The organism is Streptomyces sp. NPDC007917 (genome assembly GCF_042959105.1).
In the GTDB taxonomy this organism is placed as follows: domain Bacteria; phylum Actinomycetota; class Actinomycetes; order Streptomycetales; family Streptomycetaceae; genus Streptomyces.
In genome coordinates this window covers 275,631-295,552 of the sequence record NZ_JBIBKK010000007.1, presented here as the reverse complement: position 1 = coordinate 295,552, position 19,922 = coordinate 275,631, and the positions used below count along the sequence as shown (strand labels likewise).

The window sequence follows — 19,922 nt, the reverse complement described above, 5'->3', positions numbered from 1 at the left end:
GCTGGTCAGGCGGGGTATTTGGGATATCTGGCTGCCGCTGGCATATGTTGGAGCCGGTTTGTGGGGCCTGCGGCCCGGGTGTTCGTAATCCCACGGTTCGGCCCCGGACGGCCTGGCGGGCGGCCATGATGGGGGGCATGGCGGGCTTGGAGGGTATGGAGCAGCCGCAGCGGCGCACCGGTACGGCCGCGCCTCGGCGGGCGCCGTCCGTCGACGACGAGTCGGTCGCCAAAGCGGTCGACCTGTTCGGGAACCCCGCGGTCGACGAGGTGCGGCTGCCCTCCCGCCCGGAGTCGGCCGGCACCGCCCGCCGGCTGGCCGAATGCGTCGTCCTGCGTGACTGGGGCCTGACCCCCCAACTGGCCGAACACACCGTGCTGCTGGTCTCGGAGCTGGTGGGCAACGCCGTCCGGCACACCGGCGCCCGCACCTTCGGGCTGCGGATGCTGCGGCGGCGTGGCTGGATCCGGGTGGAGGTGCGGGACCCGTCGCGCGGGCTGCCGTGTCTGATGCCGGTGGCCGAGCTCGATACGAGCGGGCGGGGGCTGATGCTGGTGGATCAGCTCTCCCAGCGGTGGGGGGCGGATCTGCTGCCGCGCGGCAAGACGACGTGGTTCGAAATGCGGGTGACGGAACCCTGAGCTTTTGTATGCCGAAGAGGCTCCCGCCGTCGGTTCGCGACGGCGCGGAGCCTCTTTCGTATCCGCCGCGGATGGTGAAAGGGGTGTCATCCGTGGCAGAGGGGTGAACGACCGGCCCGGGTCGAGGGGGGTCGCGTGCCTCACTATCGCAGAGGCCAGGACAGGCGACCAACCCAATCCAAGGTGAGGTATGACACGCGCCTTGTTAATGGTGGGTAGTGGCGGTGAGTTTCCTTTATAGCGTCTTTCCGGCCGCTGAATTTCCAGTGGTCCATACCGAGACGCGAATTCTTTCATTACCTCTCAATCCTTGGCATGGCCCTGCCGAGACCTCACCATGGAACCGCGCTACGCGCGTCACACCCCCACCGTCACGGCTATGGATTCCGGGAGACCCCCCATGGATACGCACGGCCGCACCCCGTCCCGCCGTACCCTGCTGCGTTCGGCTGCCTATATCGGCACCGCCGCCGCGGGACTCACAACCGCCGCCACGACCCCCGCACGGGCCGACGCCAGACGCGATCGAGCCGCCGTCGCCTACCCACCCACCCACTGGATTCCGGCCAGCACCTCCAACTACCGGGTCTCCAGCCGCCCCACCTCGTATCCGATCGACTTCGTCGTCATCCATGTGACGCAGGAGACGTTCCCGGACGCGATGAAGATCTTCCAGGACCCGGCCAAGCAGGTCTCCGCGCACTACATGGTCGCCTCGGCCGACGGCTACATCGGGCAGTTCGTGCGCGAGAAGGACGTCGCCTGGCACGCGGGGAACCGGGACTACAACAACCGCAGCATCGGCATCGAGCACGAGGGCTGGGTGGACAAGCCGGAGTACTTCACGGACGAGCTGTACGCCTCCTCCGCGGCTCTGACCGCCGCCGTCTGTGACCGCTACGGCATCCCCAAGACCCGGGCCCACATCATCGGCCACAACGAGGTCCCGAACGCCGACCACACCGACCCCGGCAAGTACTGGGACTGGGACCGCTACATCGACCTGGTCAAGGCGGCCTGACGCGACGCGGTGCGGGCCCCGGACGCACCCTGACGGGGCCCGCTAATCTGTGCGGGTCAGACAAACGCACAGAAGGGGCGGTCACGTGGCGGATATCGAGGCGGCGCGGAAGGCGTTCGAGCGGTACGACCTCAACGGGGACGGACTGATCAGCGCGGCCGAGTACAAGAGCGTGATGGCTCAGCTGGGGGACCCGTACGTCACGGAGCCGGTCGCCCAGGCCGTGATCAACTCTCACGACTCCAACGGCGACGGACTGCTCTCCTTCGAGGAGTTCTGGGACGCCCAGAACGGCCGCTGAACGGCGGCCGGGAAAGCGGCCAGGAAAGGCAGCCGAACGGCGGCCGGGAACGGCAGCCTACCGGCGGCCGGGAAGGCAGCCGAACGACCGCATGCGCGGCGCGGCCGGCGGATCACCGCCCGCCGCGCCGCTGTGCGCTCGCCCGCCGGCGGCGGTCGTTGCACAGCAGACAGCGGCCGTATCCCGGCGGCAGCGGATCCTCCTTGTCCCCGTACAGCGGGTCGACGGCGCCGCGCGGATGCTCCGGGCAGCCCGTCGCACCGTGCTCCGCCCCCAGCGCGCCGGCCGCCGCGAGCGCCCGGCGCAGCGCGTCGGTCAGCTGCTCGGTCTCCTGGCCGGAGGGTGCGGCGTCCAGGGAGAAGGCGATGTCCGACGCGGTGGTGAGCGCGCTGCGGAGTTCGCGCAGGTCTGCGTAGCTCATACCGGAAGGGTAGGCCCAGCCACCGACAGCGGCCCTGCCCGCCCCGGCCGGCGCACGGCTCGGGGCCGCTGCTCGCGGGCTACTCCTTCCGGGCTACTCCTTCCGGGCCCAGGCGCGCAGGTCGGCCTTGCTGTCGAAGCGCGCCACGTCCTTGTCCAGCGGGTGGTCGGTGTACTGGTGGATCCGCCATGTCGCCTTGATCCGCGGCTTGCCCGCCTCCACGTAGTCGGCGATCCACAGCCCGTCCCCGGCGTACGACGTGGTGTCGATGTTCAGCCAGAAGGTGCGGTTGCAGTAGAGCAGCACCCGGTGCCCGGGGCGGAGCTTTTTGACCTCCCGTATGAACCGGTCCTTCTCGCCGTTGCTCGCATGGGTGCCCTCGGATGTGGTCTCCCAGTCCACGGCGAGCAGATCATGCGACTGGGAGGCGCACTTCTCCACGAAATACTCGGCCTGCGCCGCGATGTTGCCGGGCCACAGGAAGTGGTAGAAGCCGACCACGCACCCCGCCTTGCGGGCGCGGGCCGCCTGTGCGGACTGGTGTGGGTTGATGTACGAGCGGCCCTCGGTCGCCTTGACGAAGACGAAGGCGAGCCCGTCCGGGTCGAAAGTGCTCTGGTGTGAACTGACATCGATGCCGCGCAGCATGCTGCCTGCCTTGGGGAGAGAGAAGGAGCCGAGGGGGAAGGGTGGGGTGGGGGGTGGGGTGGGGGAGGCAGGGGAGACCCTGTTCTTGTCATGCCCGGTGCACCAGCCCGTACGCTCCTTCGGCCGATGGGCCCTGCCGACTGCGCACGCTAATGACGCGTCAGGCGCGCCTCAACCGGTTTGAGAGCTTTGCCCGATGCCCTCGCGCCGGCCTCGCTCGTCTGCTATGGCTGGGCAGCCCCGCGCTCGCCGACGCTGATGAGCCCTGTCTCGTAGGCGACGATGACGGCCTGGACACGATCACGGAGTCCGAGCTTGGCGAGGATGCGGGCGACGTGGGTTTTGACGGTCGTCTCGGCCAGGTAGAGGCGGGCGGCGAGTTCGGCGTTGCTGAGCCCTCGGGCCAGCAGACCGAGGACCTCCAGTTCACGTGGGGTGAGCGAGGCGAGGTCGCGGTGGAGGGCGGCGGTGTCGTCGCCGTGCTGGGCACCGGATCGGGCAAAACGCTGCACGAGGCGGCGGGTGATGGCGGGCGCGAGGAGAGCGTCGCCGGTGCGGACCGTGCGGACGGCCGAGGCCAGGTGCTCGGGGGTGACGTCCTTGAGGAGGAAGCCGCTGGCCCCGGCGGCCAGGGCCGCGTAGACATACCGGTCGAGGTCGAAGGTGGTCAGGATGATGACGCGGGGTTCGCCGGGGGCGCCGGAGAGGATGCGGCGGGTGGCCTCCAGGCCGTCCATCTCCGGCATCCGGATGTCCATCAGGACCACGTCGGGACGGGTGCGGCGGACCGCTTCGACCGCTTCGGCTCCGTTGGTCGCCTCGGCGACGACATCGATGCCGTCGGCGCTGAGGATCATCCGGAATCCGGTGCGGACCAGGGTCTGGTCGTCGGCCAGGAGCACGCGCAGCGGCTGCTCGGTCACGGTGCCTCCAGGGGGATCAGCGCTTCCACACGGTAGCCGCCGGTCAGGCGCCGGCCGGTGGTCAGGGTTCCGTCGTAGACGGCGAGGCGCTCGCGCAGGCCGATCAGGCCCCGGCCGTTTCCGGTGGCCGCGCCCGCGCCCGGGTGTCCACCGGTGTCGGTGACTTCCACCCGGAGCTGTTCCGCTCCGTACTCGACGGTCACGGAGGCGGTGGCGCCGGACGCGTGCTTCACGGTGTTGGTCAGGGCTTCCTGGACCACGCGGTAGACGGCGAGCTCGATGCCGGACGGGATCTCACGCGGCGGCGGGCCGGTTACGGTCAGGTCGACCGGCAGTCCGGCGTCCCGTACTCGTCCGACGAGTGCGTCAAGCCGGCCCAGGCCGGGCTGCGGGGCCAGCTCCGCGCCCGGGTCGGCCAGGTCCTCGGCCCCGCCCGTCGGCTCGTCCTCACTGGCCATGGTGAGCAGGCCCATGACGTGCCGCAGTTCGGTCATGGCTGCCCGACCGCCCGCCTCGACGGCGAGCAGGGCCTCGCCGGCCTGGTCGGGGGCGGTCTTCATGATCTTGCGGGCGGCGCCCGCCTGAATGACCATCACGCTGACGTTGTGCGTGACGACGTCGTGCAGTTCGCGAGCGATTCTCGCGCGCTCGTGCTCGACCGCCCGGTGGAGTGCCTCGGCCTGCTCGCGTTCCAGAGTGGAGAGCCGGGTCCGGCCTTCGTCGGTCCGGAGTTTCCAGGTGCGCAGCCCGAGGGCGGATCCTGCCATCGGGACCAGGATCAGCAGGACGACGTACTGGTTGGGGACGACCGGTGTGACCGAGTCCCCCGAGGTGCCGACCAGGACGACCGACACCGGCAGCGCCGCCAGGGTCGCCACCCGGTACGGGCTGTGCACCGCGGCGCTGTAGACGGCGATGACGAACGCGTAGAACGTCAGCCGCAGGACGCTCTGGGGTGTCGCCAGGGTCGCGGCCGTCACGACGCACAGCACGGCCAGCGGGTAGCGGCGGCGCAGCGCCAGAGCGCTCGAGGCGATGACCGCGAGGGTCACCATCAAGGCCATGCCGCCGGGGCCGGAGGGGCGCGGCACGACGTGCTCCACGCCGGGTGCGATCTCACGCACCACGACGTTGTTCGCGTTGTCGATGCCGTAATAGACAGTGGTGACGCCGAGCGCCAGCGCCATCACCACGTCCAACTGCCAGGCGCGACGGCTGAGCCGCGGCGGCGGGCCGGTCGGGACTCCGGCCTCGCGGACCGCCTCGCGGGCCAGAGCCCGCAGCCGCTCCAGCGCCGTACGCACGTTCATCACCGGTTCATTGTCGCCACCGCCTGAACTCTCGGAGTCCGCCTCAGCGGTCGGTTCCCGGCGCCTCGCATACCTCGGGCGCCTACATCGCAAGGATGACGTTCCGGCAGACCATCCCGATGCGGTACGGCAAGGGGTTCGGGCGGCCGACGCGCGGAGGCCGCGCGCGCTCCTAGCGTCCAAGGGGTCTGATACCCGCGTCGAAGGAGCCCTTTCATGACCATGCCGGTGATCGAACTGCGCGAGGTGAGCCGCCGGTACGGCGGCGGCCCGCCCGCTCTGCACGAGGCGTCGCTGACCGTGCGGCCCGGCGAGGCCGTCGCGATCCTCGGCCCTTCCGGCAGTGGCAAGTCCACGCTGCTCAACCTGATCGCGGGCCTGGACCGGCCGGATACGGGGACCGTCACCGTGGACGGGGTGCGAGTGGACCGGCTGGGCGAGGCCGGAGCGGCGCTCTACCGGCGGTCGAAGATCGGCATGGTCTTCCAGTTCTTCAACCTGCTCGACGATCTGACCGTCGCCGACAATGTCGTCCTGCCCGCGCGGCTCGCGGGTACGGCGCGTGCCGAGGCTGACCGCCGGGCGGCGGAACTCCTGGAGACCCTCGGCATCGACCGGCACGCCCGCGCCTACCCGGGGCGGCTGTCCGGCGGCGAGCGGCAGCGCGTCGCGGTGGCCCGGGCGCTCATGAACCGGCCGCCACTGCTCCTGGCCGACGAGCCGACCGGGGCCCTGGACACGGCCGCCGGACAGGACGTCAGCAGGCTGCTCACCGACCTCAACGCCGAGGGCCAGACCATCGTCGTGGTCACCCACGACCTGGCCCTGGCCCGGTCCTGCACGAACCGTACGGTCCGGATCGCCGACGGCCGGATCACCGAAGACGTCCGGATCACCGAAGACGTCCGGACCGCCGAAGACGTCCGGTCGCAGGCCGTCGCCTCGCAGGCCGTCGCCTCGCAGACCGTCGCCTCGGAGGCCGTCGCCTGGGAGGCCGGCCGATGAGCGCGCTCGGCAAGGTGGTGCGCTCGGGGGTGGGACGGCGCCGGGTGCAGACGCTGGTGATCGGGCTCGCCACGATGATGGCGGTGGCCGCCTCCGTCCTCGGCGGATCGCTGCTGGTGGTCTCCGGCGCGCCCTTCGAGGACGCCTTCGCCAAGCAGCACGGCGCCCATCTGTCCGTCGAGTTCGACGCGGGCAAGGTGAGTGCCGGGCAGCTGTCGAAGTCCAGGGACGCCGAAGGGGTGAGCGACGCGGCCGGGCCGTTCCGTACGGCGACGGTCACCCCGCGGTCGGACGGGGCGCCCCCCGGGTGGCCGATGACCGTGGTCGGCCGGGGCGATCCCGGCCGGGACGTGGACGAGGTGACGCTGCTCGACGGGCGGTGGCCCACGCGCTCCGGCGAGATCGTGCTGTCCGCCAACTCCTCGCTCTTCCCGACCATGGGCATGAAAGTCGCCTTCCCCGATCTGCCCGGCGGTCCGACGCTGACGGTGGTCGGTGTGGCCCGCTCGGTCACGCAGACCGCTGACGCCTGGGTGGTTCCGTCCCAGATGCCGGCGCTCACCGCGCCCGGCAGCGGCGGCTACCAGATGCTCTACCGCTTCACCGACGCGGGCACCGCCGCGCAGATCACCGCGGGCGGCAAGGCCGTGACGGAATCCCTGCCACCGGGAGCGGCCGTCGGCCGGCAGTCATGGCTCACCGTCAAGGAGAACGCCGAGCGCGACACCGCCGTCTACGTCCCGTTCCTCATGGCGTTCGGCACCCTGGGCCTGGTCATGTCGGTGCTCATCGTCGGCAACATCGTCGCGGCGGCCGTCGGCACGGGAACACGCCGCATCGGCATCCTCAAGGCCGTCGGTTTCACCCCGGCCCAGGTCGTGCGGGCCTACGTGGGCCAGGCGCTGATCCCGGCAGCCGTCGGCGCGGCCCTCGGTGTTCTCGCCGGCCACCTGCTCGCCGTCCCTGTGCTGGCCGAGACCGAGGAGGTCTACGGCACCTCCTCCCTGACCATCGCCCCCTGGGTCGACCTGGCGGTGACCGCCGGGGTGCTCGGCCTGGTGGCGGCGACCGCGTGGGCAAGTGCCTGGCGGGCCGGGCGGTTGCGTACGGTCGACGCGCTTGCCGTCGGGCGCGGCGCTTCGTCGGGACGCGGCCGGTGGGCGGCCCGCCTGGCCGGACGGCTGCCGTTGCCGCAGCCGGTCGCCCTGGGCCTGACCAGGCCCTTCGCGCGGCCCGCCCGCGCGCTGGCCATGGGCGCGGCGGTTCTGTTCGGCGCCATCGCCGTCACGTTCACCGTGGGGATGGGTGCCTCGCTCGGCCAGGTGATGAAGGCCAAGGCCCACGATGCCGCCGATGTCACCGTGCCCGCGCCCTTGCCGGACTTCGGACCCCCGGGCCCTCGCCCCGAGAAGCGGCCCAAGGCCGATCCCGCCGCGGTCGCCGCGGCCATCAAGGCCACCGCCGGAACGGGGAAGTACTACAGCGCCGCGACGGTACGGGCGACCGTGTCCGGCCTGACCGGCACCGTCGACGTGATCGCCTTCACCGGCGACGCCTCCTGGGGCGGCTACACGATGGTCTCGGGCCGCTGGATCGACAAGCCCGGCGAGGCCGTGGTCCCGACCCCCTTCCTGACCGCCACCGGCACCCGCATCGGCGACACCGTCACCCTGAACGGCCTGGCCGAGCCGGTCACGGTCCGGATCGTCGGCGAGGTCCTCGACCCCCGCAACGACGGCATGCAGGTCTTCACCGACGCCTCGACCCTCACGGCCGCACATCCCGACCTGACCGAGACGAGCCATCACATCGCGGTCACCTCAGGCACCGAAGTCTCCGGCTACGTCGACGCGCTGAACAAGGATCTGGCACCGCTCGGGGCCACCGCTCAGGCCGGCGGGCTCAACGCCGGCGGCGACATGGTCGTCACGCTCAACGCGCTGTCCGCGATCCTCACGCTGATGCTCGTCGCCGTCGCCGCGCTCGGCGTGCTCAACGGCGTCCTGCTCGACACCCGCGAGCGCGTCCGGGAGCTCGCTGTCCACAAGGCGCTCGGCATGACCCCCCGGCAGACCATCGCGATGGTCATCACCTCGGTCGTCGTGACCGGACTGGTCGCGGGCGGTCTGGGCGTGCAGCTCGGCGTAGCCCTGCACGGCTGGGTCATCCCCGCGATGGGCGACAGCGTGGGGCTCCGCCTCCCCGATACCGTCCTCGCCGTCTACCACGCGGCCGAACTCCTCCCGCTCGCACTCGGCGGCCTGCTCATCGCCACCCTGGGCGCGCTCCTGCCCGCCGGCTGGGCCGCCAGGGCCCGAACCGCCACGGCCCTGCGCACCGAATAGGAACAGGCGGGGTGGACCGATGGTGGTTCAGGTGAGGAGGAGGACGGCCGCGAACGCCAGATGGGTGGCGTACTGGCAGACCATGAAGGCGCGGTAGGGAGCGCGCTCCCTACCGGTGGCGGGATGCCCGCACAGCCAGGAGATCCAGCAGGCACCGCACAGCAGCACCACGGCGGCGGCCAGCAGCGGCGGGTCGTACACCACAGCGCCCACGGCGAACGCCAGGGCCACCCCCGGGGCGCAGACCGCCGTGACCGTACGGGCCGCCTTCTCACCGCGCACCACCGCGAGCGTACGCCGCCCGCCCTCCCGGTCCCCGGGGATGTCGCCCAGATCCTTCGCGAACGCCCCGACCAGCCCCATCCACGCCGACATCGCGGCGGCGAACAGCCACAGCCCAGGCCGCAGATCACCCCCCGCGGCCTGCGCTCCGGCCCCATAGGCGGCGAATCCCATGGTGATCACCGTCAACGAGGTGGACCAACTGCGCCGCTTGGCGCCGAGCGGAGGCGCGGAATAGGCCCAGCCGAGGAACAGCAATCCGGCCACACAAAGAAAAAGCCCCAGGTCGAAGACGCTGAGGAGGAGAGCGGCCACGGCGAGGACGGCAATGGCCCAGTGGGCGGCGCGGGCCGGCAGCGCACCGGAGGCCAATGGCCGCCGCGAGCCGTTGGCCCGGTCCTCCGGCAGATCCATCACGCCGTTGAACAGATAGGCCGAGGCGGCGGCACAGAACCAGGCCAGCGCCCCTGCGGCGACCCGCACCACGGATAAGTGCTCGCCCGGCCGGGCCCCGAGGACCCCCACGGCGAAGCGGGCCAAGAAGACCACCTGCACCACGGGGCGGGCCTCGCGAAGACACAGCCAGACCACCCGCGCGGCGGCGGTGGCGTGCGGCGGCAGTCGCCGGGGTGACGAAGAGCCGGGGGCGGCTGGTGGGGCCTGGGAGGCTCGTGGCATGGGCAAAAACTAGTGGTTCGACTAGTGACTCGAACAGCACTGGATGCGTCAAGCTCCGCGTCGGCATCAGCGCCTCGCTGGTGCGCCCTCCCGGTCCGGCGTACGCGTCGTACCGGGAGAGTTCGTTGCGGTCGTGGTCCTAGGGGGTCGTGTCCGTCACGAGGCATGACCGGGATGTGGTCTCCGGGGGGAAGAGGAGGGTGGCGGCATCGGCCGTCCACTCGACGCCGCCCCGGGCGGGGCGCAGGAAGGCGGTGAGGCGTCCGGTCATCTTGTGGTCGAAGAGCAGTTCCGTGGTCGGGTGAATCGCCTGGACCACGCCTGTGCGGTCGCTGATCGGGTCGTACGCCTCCTGGCCTGGGGCGGGGGTGCGGGGGGATTCGTTGTTCATTCGGTCGCCTGTTCGGTGAACACCGCTTTGGGTGGACTTTTCTGACTTGGATGTGCCTTGCGGGCTTTAATGACTGTGTGTACTCCCAGCGTTGCGTTGCGGGGCGGCAAGCAACAGGGGTGGCGGCACACCAAGTCGGCCTGGGGTGAGGGGAGATCGACGGGATGAGTAAGACGACGACCGAGGAGCAGGAGCAGCTCAGCGGACCCGCGTTTTTCGGCAAGGAGGTACGGGCCTGGCGGATGCGGGCGGGGATGAGCCAGCGGGAGCTGGGCGTGCGAGCCAACTACGGCCAGCAGTACGTGGCGAAGGTGGAGGCGGGGGAGAGGTTGGCCAGCCGGTCGTTCGCCAAGGTTTGCGACGAGGTCTTCGGCACGCCGGGCACGTTTGCGCGGCTCCGGGAGTGGGCCAGCCTGCATGGCTATCCGGCGTGGTTCGTGCCGTACGTGCAGTTGGAGCGGCAGGCGACGGGAATCCTGGACTACTCCGCGTCTCTCGTCATGGGCATGTTTCAGACGGCCGACTATGCGCGTGCCGTCTTCCAGGCTGTCCAACCACGAGCGTCTGCGGCCAAGATCGATGTGTTGGTTGATGGGCGGCTGCGGAGGCGGGAGGTGATGGAGAAGGAGGCTCCTCCGCTGCTGTGGTGCGTCCTGAACGAGGCATGTCTACGCACAGTCGTGGGCGGGCCCGAGGTCATGAGCGAACAGTTGGCCCACCTGTTGACCGAAGCCGAGTCCCCACACATCACCCTTCAGGTACTACCGTTCGAGGTGGGGGCACCCCCAGCAGGCGACAGCTTCACTCTTCTGGCGTTCGACGAAGGGCCGAACATCGTCTACACAGACACGGCGATCGCAGGTCAGGTGATCGATGGACCGGAAGAAGTGGAAGCCGCGACTGCTGCGTACGACCGGCTACGGGCTGCTGCCCTGAACCCGGATGAGTCGCTGGCCGTGATCCGCAGAGTGATGGAGGAGTACACCAGATGAGGACTGCCCTCGACCTGTCCCGCGCCATATGGGTCAAGTCCAGCTACAGCAACGGCAACGGAGGCCAGTGCGTCGAGTTCGCGCCCGGCATAGTCACCGCTGCCGGTGTCGTCCCCGTCCGGGACAGCAAGCACCCGGCAGGTCCGGCCCTGGTCTTCTCGGCCGCCGCGTGGGGCTCGTTCACGGCTGCCGTGCGGGCCGGGGAATTCCCCATGGCCTGAGGCACAACACTTCGTGGCCCTGTCGCGCCACTCAGCCCAAGGCGTCGTCACCGCCATCGGCCGCGAGAGTGCGGCGCAGGGCCGCGAGGTTGTTCAGGTAGAGAACGGTGTCGGGGTGGTTGGAGCCGAGCGTTGTCTCGGTGATGGCCAGCGCCCGCTCCGCGAGTGGTAGGGCCTCGGTGTGGCGTCCCAAATCGCTGAACGTGGCGGCGAGGTTGCCCAGTCGGAGAGCGGTGTCGCGGTGGTTGGGGCCGAGGGTTGTCTCAGTGATGGCCAGCGCCCGCTCCTTCAATGGGAGGGCGTCGGTGTGGCGGCCGAGGTAGCTGAGCGTGACGGCGAGGTTGCCCAGGCGGGTTGCGGTGTCGGGGTGGTTGGGGCCGAGGGTTGTCTCGGTGATGGTCAGGGCCCGCTCTTCCAGGGGGAGGGCGTCGGCGTGGCGGCCGAGGTAGCTGAGCGTGACGGCGAGGTTGCCCAGGCGGGTTGCGGTCTTGGGGTGGTTGGGGCCGAGGGCGGTCTCGGTGATGGTCAGGGCCCGCTCCTTCAGGGGGAGGGCGTCGGTGTGGCGGCCGAGGTCGCTGAGCGTGGTGGCGAGGTTGTTCAGGCAGGTTGCGGTGGTGGGATGGTTGGGGCCGAGGGTTGCTTCGGTGATGGTCAGGGCCCGCTCTTCCAGGGGGAGGGCGTCGGCGTGGCGGCCGAGGTCGCTGAGCGTGGTGGCGAGGTTGTTCAGGCGGGTTGCGGTGGTGGGGTGGTTGGGGCCGAAAGCTGCTTCGGTGATGGCCAGGGCCCGCTCTGCGAGTGGGAGGGCGTCGGCGTGTTGGCCGAGGTTGTCGAGCGTGGCGGCGAGGTTGTTCAGGCGGAGGGCGGTGTCGGGGTGGTTGGGGCCGAGGGCTGCTTCGGTGATGGTCAGGGCCCGCTCCTCCAGCGGCAGTGCTTGTGTGGCCTGGCCGCGTGCCCACAGATGGAAAGCGGACGTCTCCAGCACAAAGGCGAGGTCGGGATGGCTGTCGTCGATCTCGGCGTAGTTGATTACAGCTTGGATGTGGGGCAGGAGCTTCTGCCACGCGGGCCAGGTCTCGACATCCTCGGGGCTGTCGGACGGGACCGCCGCGCTCAGGAGCGAGAGGGTGGTGGAGGCCGGGTGCAGCGGTGCAGGTGGCGTGCGCCGGGGTCGCAGTCGGCGGATGCCCCGGGGAGGGGGTATCGGCATGGTGGGCGGTGTAGTGGCGCGGATGACCGCCTGGACGAGGCGGTGGATGGTGACCGTGGTCTCGGTGAGGGTGATCATGCTGTAGGCGGCCAGCACGCCCAGGGCGTGGTCGACGGCGCGCCGGGACTCCAACGCGCCGTCCAGCACCGTGCGGGGCAGTGGATCCGGGGCGCAGTACGCCAGGATGCGCAGCAACTCCACCGCGTGCGGGTCGGCGCTCTCCACAGCGCTCAGGGTGACGCTCCACAACTGGGCGATGGTGCGCTGCTGGGGATCACCAGGGGTGGTGGCGGCTAGGACCCCGGCCGGGTCCTCGTGGAGCTGATCGAGGTAGTCCCCGGGGGTGGTGCAGGTCTGGGCCAAGTAGGCGCCGGCCTGTTGCAAGGCCAGCGGCAGGTAACCGAGTTCCCCGGCCAGACGACCGAGCCCCGCCGCGTCCGTACTGCCCGTGATCTCCCGCAGCACGTCCACCGCCGCCTCGGGGGCGAGCGTGTCCAAGCGGAGCGGGGTGCCCAGGTCGCGCCAGGGTAGATCGCGGCGCGTCGTGATCAACACCTGTCCGGTGGTCAGGCGCCCCAGGTACGGGTCGAGATCAGCCGGATCCTCCGCGTTGTCCAGCACCAGCAGCCATCCCGTACGGCCCTGTAGCCAGACCACTGCCCACTGCGCCGCCTCGTCCAGCGGCAGCCCCGCGTGCACTGGATTCAGCGCCGTCGCCAGCTCGGCCAGCCCCGCCATCACCTTCGACGCGGAATCGGCGTCCATCCACCACACCGGCCCGCCGCCCGCCGCCAGGAATCGCCGTGCGTGGTGCAGCACCAGCGTGCTTTTGCCCACCCCGCCCAACCCGCGCACGCTTTGCGCGACTACCCCCGCCCCGGCCGCCGGTAACGCTTCCAGCACCGCGAGGGCCTCGTCCCGGCCCCGAAATACCGCGCTGTCCAGCGTGGGCAGGTTGTTCACCCGTCCCACGGCGTCGCCGGTCACCGCCGCGCCCACAGCGCCAGCAGGCAGAACCATGGTCCGGTGCTCGATGCGGTTGCCGTCACCGGTCGCGACCACCCCGGAATTGCTCCCCGCCGCAGCCGAACGGCCACCGGACGCGGACGGCACGATCTCCTCGCTCACCGCTGAACCGTGCCTCCGTCACCCGTCACGATGACACCCGAGTTGTCCTGCACAGCCACCGACCGCTCCCCGGACGCCGTAGGCCCACCCGAACCCGCCCCAGGCGACGTCGGCGCGGGCGGCGGCGGAGCTGGGGACCCGTTCAGCGAGGACACCCATGCCACCAGCACCCCAGCCGCGACGGCGCCGGCCCCCGCGCCCGTCCCGATGCGCTCCGGCCGGTCCCAGGGCAACACCAGCTCCCCCAGCCACACGAACAACCCGAACACCGCCAGCGACCCAAGCCCCGCCAGCAACCACCGCATCCACGCGCTCACGTGACGCCCCCTCACGCCGTAGAAACCCTTCCATGGTGGCATGACACAGCGTGCGGGGGACGGCCTCGCGGCCTACCCGCCGTCCCCGGAGCCCCGCGCGCGGCGCCACGCACCATCGGCCAGCAACCGCAGACCGTTGAGGCCGACGATCACCGTGGAGCCCTCGTGGCCCGCGACACCCAGCGGCAGGGGCAGGGTCCCGGCCAGGTCCCACACCACCAGGCCGGTGATGAAAGTCCCGGCGATGACCAGGTTCTGTACCACCAGCCGCCGGGCGCGGCGGGAGAGCGCGACGACAGTCGGGATGGTGGCCAACTCGTCTCGCACCACGACCGCGTCGGCGGTCTCCAGGGCGAGGTCGGAGCCGGCGCGGCCCATGGCGATGCCGGTGTGGGCGGCGGCCAGGGCGGGGGCGTCGTTGACGCCGTCGCCGACGACCAGGACCTTTCGCCCGGCGGCCTCCAGCTCCCGCACCGCCGCCACCTTGTCCTGCGGCAGCAGTCCCGCCCGTACGTCCGCGATGCCGACCTCGTCGGCCAGACGCGCGGCGGCGCGCGGGTTGTCGCCGGTGACGAGGACCGGGGCGGTGCCGGTGAGCGTGGCCAGGGCGGTGACGGTGACGGTGGCCTCGTCGCGGAGCCGGTCGGCGATGCCGAGCACACCGACCGGGGCGCCGTCCACCAGTACCAGGACGGCGGTGCGGCCCTCGCTCTCCAGTTGTTCAACAACTGCAACGGCGGCGCTTCCGTCCAGGAGCCGGGCCGGGCTGCCGACCGCGACGACCTGACCTTCGACGCGGGCGGTCACGCCGGTGCCGGGCTTGGAGTTGAAGTCCCCAGCCGGGGGGAGACGGAGGTGACGCGCGGCGTCCACGATGGCGCGGGCCAGGGGGTGTTCGCTGGGGTGCTCGGCCGCCGCCGCGAGCCGTAGCAACTCGTCCTCGGTGAGGCCGGACGCGGGCAGCGGGCGGATGTCCGTCACCTTCGGGGTGCCCTCGGTGAGGGTGCCGGTCTTGTCGAGCGCCACGGCGTCGATCTGCCCGAGGCGTTCCATCACCACGGCGGACTTGACCAGTACGCCATGGCGTCCGGCGTTGGCGATCGCCGACAGCAGCGGGGGCATGGTGGCCAGCACCACGGCACACGGCGAGGCGACGATCATGAAGGTCATCGCCCGCAGCAGAGTGGGCTGCAGCGCGGCGCCGAAGACGAGGGGGAGCGCGAACAGCGCGAGGGTGGCGGCGACCATGCCGAGGCTGTAGCGCTGTTCGACCTTCTCGATGAACAGCTGGGTGGGGGCCTTGGTCTCGGCGGCCTCCTCGACCATGGCCACGATGCGGGCGATGACCGAGTCCGACGGGTCGCGTTCGACCTTCACCCGGAGCGCGCCGGTGCCGTTGAGGGTGCCGGCGAACACCTCGTCACCCGCCTCCTTCGCCACCGGCAGCGGCTCGCCGGTGATGGTGGCCTGGTCGACGTCGCTCGCCCCGTCCAGTACCCGCCCGTCGGCGCCGATGCGCTCCCCGGGCCGCACCAAAACCGTGTCGCCCACGCGCAACTGCTCGGTGGGCACCGTCTCCTCCCCGCCGTCGTCGGCGAGGCGCGTGGCGGTGGCCGGGGCGAGGTCGAGGAGGCCGTGTACGGAGTCGGCGGTGCGGGCGGTGGCGATGGCCTCCAGCGCGCCGGAGGTGGCGAAGATGACGATCAGCAGCGCGCCGTCCAGCACCTGTCCGATGGCTGCCGCGCCGAGTGCGGCGACGACCATGAGCAGGTCGACGTCGAGGGTCTTCTGCCTGAGCGCCTGAAGGCCCGCCCAGCCGGGCTCCCAGCCGCCCGTCACGTACACCAGCGCGAACAGCGGACCCCATGCCCACCCCGGCGTCCCCAGCAGATACAGCGGCAGCCCGACCAGGAACAGCACCAGCGCGGCCGCCGCCCAGCGGGCCTCGGGCAGGGCGAAGATCCGCGTACGGCGCCTGGGCGCCACCGCGTCGCGGGCGGCGCCGGGGGCCTGGGCGGGGCGGGTGAGAGTGGACGACATCGCGGCAGTGGTCCTTACGCGGGCGGGGGGAATGGCATCCGACGGCACTACCGTAACAGGAATAGATGAACAACAATTCATGCATTCATCGGGCCGTACGATGGCCGCATGGGTCATGGAGCCGCATCCCCCGCCAGCGCAGTCCCCCGTGCGCGCCTGGACGCGGCCGGTGCCGCCAAGGTGGCCACGACCCTGCAGGCCCTGGCCACCCCCTCCCGGCTGCTGATCCTCGCCCGGCTGCGCGAGGGTCCCCTCGCGGCCACCGAACTGGCCGCCGAGGTCGGCATGGAGCAGTCAGCCTGCTCCCACCAGCTCCGCCTGCTGCGCAACCTCGGCCTGGTGACCGGCACCCGCAAGGGGCGCTCCGTGGTGTACGCCCTCTACGACAACCACGTCGCCGAACTCCTCGACCAGGCCCTCTACCACGTGGAGCACCTTCGCCTGGGCCTGAGCGACACCCCGGCCGGGGCGGCGGAGTCCGCGCCTGGGGCGGTGGTGGCCGACTGATCGGGGCGGTCGAGCAGACCGCCACCGGCGTTCCGCTGGTGTACACGTACGTCCTGGACCCGGCTACCAGGGCGTATCGGGACGGAGACGTGTTCACCGGCGTGGTGAAGGTCGCGGCTCCGTTCCCGGTGGAGATCGGCCTCGGCCAGATCTAGCCTCTCCAGCGCGCCCCGCGGCGCTCAGGGCCCGCTCTGCCGCTCGGTGCAGGCGACGCACCGTTCGGCGTGTGGCATGGCCATCACCCGTTCCCGGCCGATGGGGGCGCCGCAGGTGGCGCAGGTGCCGAAGGTGCCGTCCTGGATGCGGGTGAGCGCGGCGAGGGTCCGGTCCAGGAGGGCGGTGGCGGTGTCGGTGCGGGTGTGCAGCTCCTCGATGGCGAGGGTGGTCGCGCCGGCGTCCGCGGCGTCCAGGACGCAGTCGCCGCGGACGGCCGACTCGGTGTCCCGTGCGGCGGCGATCTCCGCGCGGAGGCGGTCCCGCTGGTCGGACAGCTTGGCGGCCGCTTCCTCGAGATCGTGTGGTCCCAGTGGGCTTTCGCGCGGGGGTGTGCCGTTCATCGCCTGGCCGATCCCGCCGTCAGCCGGCCACGAGGGAGTCGTCCTCGACGCGGGCGCCGGGGAGCCGGTGCCGGGCGGCGATGAGGGCGGCGTCCACGTCCCGGGTCCCGGTGGAGATGCACAGGGTGTAGGCGACGTCGTCCATGCGCTGCCGCACTTCGGGGCTGCCCTGGTCGGCGTTGAGCGCTTGCAGGGCTTCGTACTGCTGGACGAGGTTGCGCAGGACCGCCGGGTGTGCCATCAGCATGGGGCCTCCTTTGACCGCGGAATCGCGAAGCGCGGAATCGGTACAGCTGTCAGCGGAAGCTCGGATACCCGCCCGGCGAAGGCGTATGCCCTTGCGTCATATGAGACCTGTGTGGTGTTAGAGCCGGGGAATGGCGGGGACACGAAGCGTGGTGCCCACGGGCCGTGGGCACCACGGACACGGCAGGCAACCGAAGGGCAGGGAAGAGGGATAACCATGCCCGCAGGATCCAGCAGCAAGCGTGAACGACAGTACGAGCACATCAAGGAAGGCGCGGAGAAGCGAGGCACGTCCGAGGGCCGCGCCAAGGAGATCGCGGCGCGCACCGTCAACAAGGAACGCGCCCGCGCCGGGGAGTCGAAGTCCGCGAGCAAGAGCTCGACCCGGGACCGGAAGTCCGCGCCGCAGCGTGGCGGCGAGCGCTCGGGCGGCGGCGGCCCGAAGGGGCCGACGCGTGATCAGCTGTACAACGAGGCGAAGCAGCGCGGCATCGAGGGCCGCTCGCACATGACCAAGGACGAGCTGGCCAAGGCCCTGGGCCGCTGACCGTACGCGCCGCGCCGCCGCAGGCTCTCGGGCGGCCGGCGCCGCTCACACGGGGTCCGCCGAGCGGCCGTCGCGCTCCATCCGGACGGTGAACGGCTCCCCGGCGGCGGGGCCCGGGACGGTCAGGGTGAGCCTGGTCAGTCGCTCTCCCCACGACTCGCGCAGCAGCGGGTCGTCGAGGCGGCGGTGTTCGAGGGACGCGGTGGCGCGGTTCGGGTCCCAGCTGATCGACAACGAGTGTCCGTCGGCGGTCACCCGCGCCCGTCCCTCGGCCAGTTCGACGTCTTCCACGTCGCCCGCCAGGACGTGCCGCAGCAGTACGGGGGCGGCGAGGTCGGGCGTCCAGCGGTCCTCGATGAGGACGTGCGCCGGGGAGTTCGCCGTGGCGCGTACCAGCCGCAGGGAGCGGCGCCAGGTCCGCAGCAGGCCCGCCGGGTACGCGCCGGCGAGTTCGGCGTGCAGGGCGGCAGCGGCGGGGGTGAGGTCGACCCGTACGTCGTCCGCTCGGTGGCCGGGGCCCGGTTGTTGCGCGGCGCCGGGCTCGGGGACGTTGTGCCAGGCGCTCTGGAGGGGCCACGCCTGATAGCGGCCGGGGCCGAAGCTGGCCGCGGTGTACGTCGGCTGGCCGACGTCGACGACCAGGGGGCGGCCGTCCAGGGCGACCCAGTACGAGCCCACGTCGAGGTGGTTGTGCCGCTCGCCGTTGTGGCCCGCCTTCGCCGCCAGGGTCAGACCCGCGGCCGTGCCCGCCGTCTCCCTGGCGACGAGCACCTGCACGCGGGGCAGCCAGGTCTCCCGTGCCGCCCAGGGCGCGGGGCCGTCGTCCGCATCGGCGGTGGTGGCCAGGGCGCGGCGCCACCGGGGGTCGCGGAGTCCGGCCAGTGCCCGGCCGAGGCCCGCTCGCGGGCGTACGGCAGGACCTCCGCGCGCGCATGCCAGGGCGTGCGCGCGGACGTCGGGGTCGGCCAGTCGCTCGCCCCATTGGAAGAGCACATGCCAGGGCTGGTCGGGCCACAGACGGGCGGGGGCGTCACCGGCGTTGACGTACCAGTGCCCGGCGAGGTGCATACGGTGCGGGAACTTGCTGAGCGGACCGAATACGGGCAGGTCGCGGGCGTCGAGCGCGGCGCCGCCCGCGTCGGCGAGCAGGTCGAGGGCTTCCAGCAGCCGGCCGGCGCCCTGCCACCAGTAGGCGACGCCCTCGTCGATGCCGCCGTCGTCGGGGAGCACCGCGAGGTAGTGGTCCAGGCCCTCGACGACGAGCCGTACGAGCCGCGCCCGCCGTTCCTCGTCTTCGGTCAGCAGGAGGGCCGCGGCGAGCACCGCGCCATGAATCCAGGGGTTCCAGTTGTGGGCGTCCCCGTCGAGGCCGATCCAGTGCCAGTCCCGGGTGCGCTCGAACGGCGTCAGCACCCGCAGGTCCACCTCGCGCCGTAGCCGCCTGCGCAGGCCGGGGACCCGGGTGTCCAGATGCGGGCCCAGGACGTGATCGGCCCAGGCCAGCAGGGATGCCACCTCGGCGGCCCCCAGGTCGAGGAACGGCTCGTCCGGGTCCGGCAGCACCTCACCGCGGGCCTTGGCGAAGCGGTCGTGCGGGGCCCAGCACCACGTACTGGTCTCGGCCAGGGCCATCAGCGCGTCGGCCGCGGCGTCCAGATACGGCGCGGCCCCGGGCGGGGCGTCGGCCGGCGCCACCTCGCCGGTGAGCGTGGCGGCGAGCACGAACAGGGTGGCGCGCTCGCGCAGCCGCCTGGCGGAGTCCTCGTACGCGGTCCGCACCCCGTCACGGAACGTCCGCGCCCAGTCCGACGCGGTCAGCACGGGTGCGGTTTGGCGGAGTTCGGCCGCGGCCTCGTCCAGCAGCCCCTCGCGCGTGGTGGCGTCCACCGCCTCCCACACCGGGCGCGCGGTGACGGCGGGGACGGGCAGCCGGGCGGGGGCGTCCCGCAGGAGCCCGACCAGCGGATCAGGGCCGGAGGAGGGGCCGGAGACGGAGCCGGAGGAGGAGTCGGAGACCGGGCCGGAGGTGGGGTGCAGGGCCGGGCCCAGTCGGCTCCGGAGGGAGCGGTACGCGGGGGAAACCAGCTCTACCAGGCCCATCATCTCTCCTGATCGATTCTGTTCGAAATCGTTGACTCGGAACTATGCCACGGGATGAGGTGGCATCCACCACCACCCACCCACCTTCGGAGGA

At 71.6% G+C, this 19,922-nt stretch carries 21 protein-coding genes and 1 pseudogene; 11 read left to right on the top strand and 11 right to left on the bottom strand.

Translation table 11 applies throughout. The annotated features are described in order from the left end of the window. Positions 1-137 precede the first annotated feature (137 nt). The 3 genes from ACFZDL_RS16455 to ACFZDL_RS16445 all read left to right on the top strand — a co-directional run bounded on the left by ACFZDL_RS16455 (position 138) and on the right by ACFZDL_RS16445 (position 1,963). The gene (locus ACFZDL_RS16455; protein WP_353593413.1) at positions 138-641 is read left to right on the top strand and encodes an ATP-binding protein; all 504 of its coding nucleotides are present in this window, start codon (positions 138-140) and stop codon (positions 639-641) included. 400 nt (positions 642-1,041) lie between these two features. After that, positions 1,042-1,662 carry a peptidoglycan recognition family protein gene (locus ACFZDL_RS16450; protein ID WP_353593414.1) on the top strand — a complete coding sequence of 207 codons (621 nt, stop codon included), beginning with the start codon at positions 1,042-1,044 and terminating at the stop codon, positions 1,660-1,662. 85 nt (positions 1,663-1,747) lie between these two features. Next, on the top strand, positions 1,748-1,963 hold the full coding sequence (locus ACFZDL_RS16445; RefSeq protein WP_353593415.1) for an EF-hand domain-containing protein: 216 nt from the start codon (positions 1,748-1,750) through the stop codon (positions 1,961-1,963). Positions 1,964-2,075: 112 nt separating this feature from the next. Here the strand turns inward: ACFZDL_RS16445 and ACFZDL_RS16440 are convergent, their stop codons facing one another. The 4 genes from ACFZDL_RS16440 to ACFZDL_RS16425 form a co-directional block, all read right to left on the bottom strand. After that, entirely contained in the window at positions 2,076-2,384 is a 309-nt protein-coding gene (locus ACFZDL_RS16440) for a hypothetical protein (protein ID WP_353593416.1), read from the bottom strand. Between the two features lie 93 nt (positions 2,385-2,477). Further along, a complete protein-coding gene (locus tag ACFZDL_RS16435) occupies positions 2,478-3,032 on the bottom strand; it encodes a glycoside hydrolase family 25 protein (protein WP_353593417.1) in 555 nt (184 codons plus the stop codon). A gap of 224 nt (positions 3,033-3,256) precedes the next feature. Further along, positions 3,257-3,955 carry a response regulator transcription factor gene (locus tag ACFZDL_RS16430; RefSeq protein WP_353593418.1) on the bottom strand — a complete coding sequence of 233 codons (699 nt, stop codon included), beginning with the start codon at positions 3,953-3,955 and terminating at the stop codon, positions 3,257-3,259. Further along, positions 3,952-5,265, bottom strand: coding sequence for a histidine kinase (locus ACFZDL_RS16425; RefSeq protein ID WP_353593419.1), 1,314 nt, complete (start codon positions 5,263-5,265; stop codon positions 3,952-3,954). Before ACFZDL_RS16425 ends, ACFZDL_RS16430 begins: the two co-directional genes overlap by 4 nt. A gap of 216 nt (positions 5,266-5,481) precedes the next feature. Here ACFZDL_RS16425 and ACFZDL_RS16420 point away from each other — a divergent pair, with 216 nt between their 5' ends. Together ACFZDL_RS16420 and ACFZDL_RS16415 are read left to right on the top strand one after the other, a co-directional pair. Next, positions 5,482-6,270 carry an ABC transporter ATP-binding protein gene (locus tag ACFZDL_RS16420; RefSeq protein WP_353593420.1) on the top strand — a complete coding sequence of 263 codons (789 nt, stop codon included), beginning with the start codon at positions 5,482-5,484 and terminating at the stop codon, positions 6,268-6,270. Beyond that, positions 6,267-8,615, top strand: coding sequence for an FtsX-like permease family protein (locus tag ACFZDL_RS16415; protein ID WP_353593421.1), 2,349 nt, complete (start codon positions 6,267-6,269; stop codon positions 8,613-8,615). Before ACFZDL_RS16420 ends, ACFZDL_RS16415 begins: the two co-directional genes overlap by 4 nt. Before the next feature lie 27 nt (positions 8,616-8,642). Here the strand turns inward: ACFZDL_RS16415 and ACFZDL_RS16410 are convergent, their stop codons facing one another. Continuing rightward, on the bottom strand, positions 8,643-9,575 hold the full coding sequence (locus ACFZDL_RS16410; protein WP_353593422.1) for a UbiA family prenyltransferase: 933 nt from the start codon (positions 9,573-9,575) through the stop codon (positions 8,643-8,645). 139 nt (positions 9,576-9,714) lie between these two features. After that, positions 9,715-9,966 (bottom strand): hypothetical protein, encoded by a 252-nt coding sequence (locus ACFZDL_RS16405; protein ID WP_353593423.1) that lies wholly within the window; start codon positions 9,964-9,966, stop codon positions 9,715-9,717. Between the two features lie 164 nt (positions 9,967-10,130). On the opposite strand from ACFZDL_RS16405, the gene ACFZDL_RS16400 reads away from it, so the two are divergent. Both ACFZDL_RS16400 and ACFZDL_RS16395 read left to right on the top strand, forming a co-directional pair. Beyond that, positions 10,131-10,958 carry a helix-turn-helix transcriptional regulator gene (locus tag ACFZDL_RS16400; protein WP_353593424.1) on the top strand — a complete coding sequence of 276 codons (828 nt, stop codon included), beginning with the start codon at positions 10,131-10,133 and terminating at the stop codon, positions 10,956-10,958. Further along, the gene (locus ACFZDL_RS16395; RefSeq protein WP_353593425.1) at positions 10,955-11,179 is read left to right on the top strand and encodes a DUF397 domain-containing protein; all 225 of its coding nucleotides are present in this window, start codon (positions 10,955-10,957) and stop codon (positions 11,177-11,179) included. The genes ACFZDL_RS16400 and ACFZDL_RS16395 overlap by 4 nt, the downstream gene beginning before the upstream one ends. A 31-nt stretch (positions 11,180-11,210) precedes the next feature. Here the strand turns inward: ACFZDL_RS16395 and ACFZDL_RS16390 are convergent, their stop codons facing one another. Then, positions 11,211-13,514, bottom strand: coding sequence for a tetratricopeptide repeat protein (locus ACFZDL_RS16390; protein ID WP_353593426.1), 2,304 nt, complete (start codon positions 13,512-13,514; stop codon positions 11,211-11,213). 42 nt (positions 13,515-13,556) lie between these two features. On the opposite strand from ACFZDL_RS16390, the gene ACFZDL_RS16385 reads away from it, so the two are divergent. Beyond that, positions 13,557-13,835: a hypothetical protein gene (locus ACFZDL_RS16385; RefSeq protein ID WP_353593427.1), complete on the top strand. Its 279-nt coding sequence runs from the start codon at positions 13,557-13,559 to the stop codon at positions 13,833-13,835. 68 nt (positions 13,836-13,903) lie between these two features. Here the strand turns inward: ACFZDL_RS16385 and ACFZDL_RS16380 are convergent, their stop codons facing one another. After that, positions 13,904-15,871, bottom strand: a complete 1,968-nt coding sequence (locus ACFZDL_RS16380; protein ID WP_353593428.1) for a heavy metal translocating P-type ATPase — start codon at positions 15,869-15,871, stop codon at positions 13,904-13,906. A 108-nt stretch (positions 15,872-15,979) separates the two neighbouring features. Here ACFZDL_RS16380 and ACFZDL_RS16375 point away from each other — a divergent pair, with 108 nt between their 5' ends. Both ACFZDL_RS16375 and ACFZDL_RS16370 read left to right on the top strand, forming a co-directional pair. Beyond that, positions 15,980-16,378, top strand: a complete 399-nt coding sequence (locus ACFZDL_RS16375) for a metalloregulator ArsR/SmtB family transcription factor (protein WP_353593429.1) — start codon at positions 15,980-15,982, stop codon at positions 16,376-16,378. 8 nt (positions 16,379-16,386) lie between these two features. After that, positions 16,387-16,533: pseudogene (locus ACFZDL_RS16370) on the top strand (Uma2 family endonuclease); the annotation flags it as partial. A gap of 24 nt (positions 16,534-16,557) precedes the next feature. Here ACFZDL_RS16370 and ACFZDL_RS16365 read toward each other — a convergent pair. Next, a complete protein-coding gene (locus tag ACFZDL_RS16365; RefSeq protein WP_353593430.1) occupies positions 16,558-16,935 on the bottom strand; it encodes a TraR/DksA C4-type zinc finger protein in 378 nt (125 codons plus the stop codon). 19 nt (positions 16,936-16,954) lie between these two features. Next, positions 16,955-17,182, bottom strand: coding sequence for a DUF5133 domain-containing protein (locus ACFZDL_RS16360; protein WP_353593431.1), 228 nt, complete (start codon positions 17,180-17,182; stop codon positions 16,955-16,957). Positions 17,183-17,398: 216 nt separating this feature from the next. On the opposite strand from ACFZDL_RS16360, the gene ACFZDL_RS16355 reads away from it, so the two are divergent. Continuing rightward, the gene (locus ACFZDL_RS16355; RefSeq protein ID WP_353593432.1) at positions 17,399-17,728 is read left to right on the top strand and encodes a plasmid stabilization protein; all 330 of its coding nucleotides are present in this window, start codon (positions 17,399-17,401) and stop codon (positions 17,726-17,728) included. A 45-nt stretch (positions 17,729-17,773) separates the two neighbouring features. Here the strand turns inward: ACFZDL_RS16355 and ACFZDL_RS16350 are convergent, their stop codons facing one another. After that, complete coding sequence (locus tag ACFZDL_RS16350; RefSeq protein WP_391191307.1) at positions 17,774-19,828, bottom strand: heparinase II/III family protein; 2,055 nt, start codon at positions 19,826-19,828, stop codon at positions 17,774-17,776. Positions 19,829-19,922: the final 94 nt, after the last annotated feature.

Bases quoted from the DNA above. Each gene is read 5' to 3' on its own strand.
- ACFZDL_RS16455 (WP_353593413.1), top strand. From the start codon at position 138: ATGGCGGGCTTGGAGGGTATGGAGCAGCCGCAGCGGCGCACCGGTACG.
- ACFZDL_RS16450 (WP_353593414.1), top strand. From the start codon at position 1,042: ATGGATACGCACGGCCGCACCCCGTCCCGCCGTACCCTGCTGCGTTCG.
- ACFZDL_RS16440 (WP_353593416.1), bottom strand. From the start codon at position 2,384: ATGAGCTACGCAGACCTGCGCGAACTCCGCAGCGCGCTCACCACCGCG.
- ACFZDL_RS16435 (WP_353593417.1), bottom strand. From the start codon at position 3,032: ATGCTGCGCGGCATCGATGTCAGTTCACACCAGAGCACTTTCGACCCG.
- ACFZDL_RS16425 (WP_353593419.1), bottom strand. From the start codon at position 5,265: ATGAACGTGCGTACGGCGCTGGAGCGGCTGCGGGCTCTGGCCCGCGAG.
- ACFZDL_RS16420 (WP_353593420.1), top strand. From the start codon at position 5,482: ATGACCATGCCGGTGATCGAACTGCGCGAGGTGAGCCGCCGGTACGGC.
- ACFZDL_RS16415 (WP_353593421.1), top strand. From the start codon at position 6,267: ATGAGCGCGCTCGGCAAGGTGGTGCGCTCGGGGGTGGGACGGCGCCGG.
- ACFZDL_RS16410 (WP_353593422.1), bottom strand. From the start codon at position 9,575: ATGCCACGAGCCTCCCAGGCCCCACCAGCCGCCCCCGGCTCTTCGTCA.
- ACFZDL_RS16405 (WP_353593423.1), bottom strand. From the start codon at position 9,966: ATGAACAACGAATCCCCCCGCACCCCCGCCCCAGGCCAGGAGGCGTAC.
- ACFZDL_RS16400 (WP_353593424.1), top strand. From the start codon at position 10,131: ATGAGTAAGACGACGACCGAGGAGCAGGAGCAGCTCAGCGGACCCGCG.
- ACFZDL_RS16395 (WP_353593425.1), top strand. From the start codon at position 10,955: ATGAGGACTGCCCTCGACCTGTCCCGCGCCATATGGGTCAAGTCCAGC.
- ACFZDL_RS16380 (WP_353593428.1), bottom strand. From the start codon at position 15,871: ATGTCGTCCACTCTCACCCGCCCCGCCCAGGCCCCCGGCGCCGCCCGC.
- ACFZDL_RS16375 (WP_353593429.1), top strand. From the start codon at position 15,980: ATGGGTCATGGAGCCGCATCCCCCGCCAGCGCAGTCCCCCGTGCGCGC.
- ACFZDL_RS16365 (WP_353593430.1), bottom strand. From the start codon at position 16,935: ATGAACGGCACACCCCCGCGCGAAAGCCCACTGGGACCACACGATCTC.
- ACFZDL_RS16360 (WP_353593431.1), bottom strand. From the start codon at position 17,182: ATGCTGATGGCACACCCGGCGGTCCTGCGCAACCTCGTCCAGCAGTAC.
- ACFZDL_RS16355 (WP_353593432.1), top strand. From the start codon at position 17,399: ATGCCCGCAGGATCCAGCAGCAAGCGTGAACGACAGTACGAGCACATC.
- ACFZDL_RS16350 (WP_391191307.1), bottom strand. From the start codon at position 19,828: ATGGGCCTGGTAGAGCTGGTTTCCCCCGCGTACCGCTCCCTCCGGAGC.